Below are 3,036 nucleotides of genomic sequence, written 5' to 3' on the forward strand. Positions count from 1 at the left end.
TCCCGGTGCCCTGGCTCAGGTCTTGGGCGGCGCTCTGGCTGACCGTTTCGGGACACAGGCGGTTGTCATGTATTCGCTGTTGTTGGCACTGGCTGTGCTGGCCGCGCTGTCGGTACCGCCTTTGCGCGAGCTGTCCGATCCTGCGTCCGCTCTGGCCTACCCACTTGCGGTTGATCTGTTGCTGGTGCTCTGCCTTGGCCTGGCCCTTGGCTGTGCGATCGGCGGTTTGCTGCGCAAAATGGTGGACGAGAACCCCCAGTGGCCCGCATTTACCGCCGGTATTCTGTTGCAGAGTGCCTGCGTGGTGGCGTTCTGGCTGCCGGTGGTATCCGGTGCAGTGAGTGACTGGCTGGCGGTGAGCGGCACCGTATTTGTGATGCTGTTCCTGCTGTTGCTGGCTGGCTGCCTCCTGTTTGTCATTCACGGCCAGTTGACGGACCGGAACCTGCGCAAAGCCGGGGCTATATAAGTCCTTATCCCCTAGGTGGTAGAACCCGGTTATGACGGGGTAACCACGCAGATTTCCCGGTTTTTCTCCCACACAATGGTCTCAAATCGAAGCTACACCAGAACGGCATCGGAACAGCGATCCGGCCAACGGGTTGATGGAGAGAGAGACCATGAGTCATTTGATCGACAAACTGAGTTACTTCAGAAAGAAGCGTGAACCGTTCGCCAACGGCCACGGCGAAACCCACGACGTCAACCGCGACTGGGAAGACAGCTATCGCCAGCGCTGGCAGCACGACAAGGTGGTTCGCTCCACCCACGGCGTGAACTGTACCGGCTCCTGCAGCTGGAAAATCTACGTCAAGAATGGCCTGGTGACCTGGGAAACCCAGCAAACCGACTACCCGCGCACCCGCCCGGATCTGCCCAACCATGAACCCCGCGGCTGCCCCCGGGGCGCCAGCTACTCCTGGTACATGTACAGCGCCAACCGCCTGAAGTACCCGTTGATGCGCAAGAGCCTGATGAAGCTCTGGCGCGCAGCCCGCGTTCAGTTCAGTGACCCGGTGGATGCCTGGGCCTCGATCGTTGAGGATCCCGAAAAGACCGCCGAATACAAACCCCGTCGCGGCATGGGCGGTTTCGTGCGTTCTGACTGGGACGAAGTCAACGAACTGATTGCCGCCTCCAACGTCTACACGGCCAAGAAATTCGGACCGGACCGGATTATCGGTTTCTCGCCGATTTCGGCCATGTCCATGGTGTCCTACGCCGCCGGCAGCCGCTACCTGTCGTTGATCGGTGGTGTGTGCATGAGCTTCTACGACTGGTACTGCGACCTGCCGCCGGCATCCCCGCAAACCTGGGGTGAACAGACCGACGTGCCGGAATCCGCTGACTGGTACAACTCAGGCTATATCATCGCCTGGGGTTCCAACGTACCCCAGACCCGGACCCCGGACGCCCACTTCTTCACTGAGGTGCGTTACAAGGGCACCAAGACGGTGGCCATTACTCCGGACTATGCCGAAGTTGCCAAGCTGTCTGACGAGTGGCTGAACCCGAAGCAGGGCACCGACGCCGCCCTGGGCATGGCCATGGGCCACGTTATTCTGAAAGAGTTCCACGTCGACCAGCCCAGCGAGTATTTCACGGACTACGTGCGACGTTACACCGACATGCCAAATCTGGTGATGCTGGAGCCCAAGGAGGACGGCAGCTATGTGCCGGGCCGGTTCCTGCGGGCCAGCGATCTGGTGGACGGCCTGGGTGAAGAAAACAACCCGGAATGGAAAACCATCGCCATTGATGAAATCACCGGCGAACTGACCGCACCAAACGGCTCCATCGGCTATCGCTGGGGCGAGAAGGGCAAGTGGAACCTGAAGCAGACCGCCGACAGCAAAGACGTAGCGCTGCAGCTGTCCATGGTCGAGAAGCACGACGATGTGGTCGATGTGGCCTTTCCGTACTTCGGCGGCATCGAGCACGAGTATTTCAAACACGTTGAAATCAAGGACATCCTCAAGCACAAGCTGGGTACCCGCAAGGTAAAGCTGGCGGATGGCTCCGAGGGTCTTGTGGTCACGGTCTATGACCTGATGATCGCCAATTACGGCATCAGCCGTGGCCTGGGTGACGACGACGGCGCTACCTCCTACGACCAGGTGAAACCCTACACTCCCGCCTGGCAGGAAAAGATCACCGGCGTACCGGCCGAGAAAGTGATCCGTATTGCCCGTGAATTCGCCGACAACGCCAACAAGACCAAGGGTCGTTCCATGATCATTGTCGGTGCCGGTATGAACCACTGGTACCACATGGACATGAACTACCGCGGCCTGATCAACATGCTGGTCATGTGTGGCTGTATCGGCCAGAGCGGTGGCGGCTGGGCCCACTATGTTGGGCAGGAAAAACTGCGTCCGCAGACTGGCTGGACGCCTTTGGCCTTTGGCCTCGACTGGCAGCGCCCGCCGCGCCACATGAACTCTACTTCCTTCTTCTATAGTCACTCCTCCCAGTGGCGCTACGAGAAGCTCGAGATTAAAGAAATTCTTTCGCCGTTGGCCAAGGCCGAGGATTACCCCGGTAGCCTGATTGACTTTAACGTGCGTGCTGAGCGCATGGGCTGGCTGCCGTCAGCACCACAACTGGACACTAACCCGCTACGCCTAGCGAAAAAAGCCGAAGCCGCGGGTATGTCGACAGCCGACTATGCCGTTCAGCAGCTCAAGAGCGGTGAACTGCGCTTTGCAGCGGAAGACCCGGATGCACCAGAGAACTTCCCGCGTAATATGTTCATCTGGCGCTCCAACCTGCTGGGTAGTTCCGGTAAGGGCCATGAGTACATGCTCAAGTACCTGCTGGGTACTCGCCACGGTATTCAGGGTAAAGATCTGGGCGACTTCGGCGGCCAGAAGCCCGAAGAAGTGGTATGGCGTGACGAGGCGCCGGAAGGCAAGCTCGACCTGCTGGTGACGCTGGATTTCCGCATGTCCACCACCTGCCTCTACTCGGATATCGTGCTGCCTACGGCGACCTGGTATGAGAAAGACGACCTAAACACTTCTGACATGCACCCCT

General features: G+C 59.3%; 1 protein-coding gene and 1 pseudogene. Both read left to right on the forward strand.

Annotated features, from left to right (window positions below; all coding sequences use genetic code 11):
• Positions 1–469: pseudogene (locus AAC035_RS20220) on the forward strand (MFS transporter); the annotation flags it as partial.
• A 151-nt stretch (positions 470–620) separates the two neighbouring features.
• Positions 621–3,036, forward strand: a 2,416-nt coding sequence (locus tag AAC035_RS20225) for a nitrate reductase subunit alpha (RefSeq protein ID WP_339806913.1), incomplete at its 3' end; no start/stop codon positions are given.

Origin of the sequence: uncultured Marinobacter sp. (assembly GCF_963974375.1) — a bacterium.
Classification (GTDB): Bacteria; Pseudomonadota; Gammaproteobacteria; order Pseudomonadales; family Oleiphilaceae; genus Marinobacter.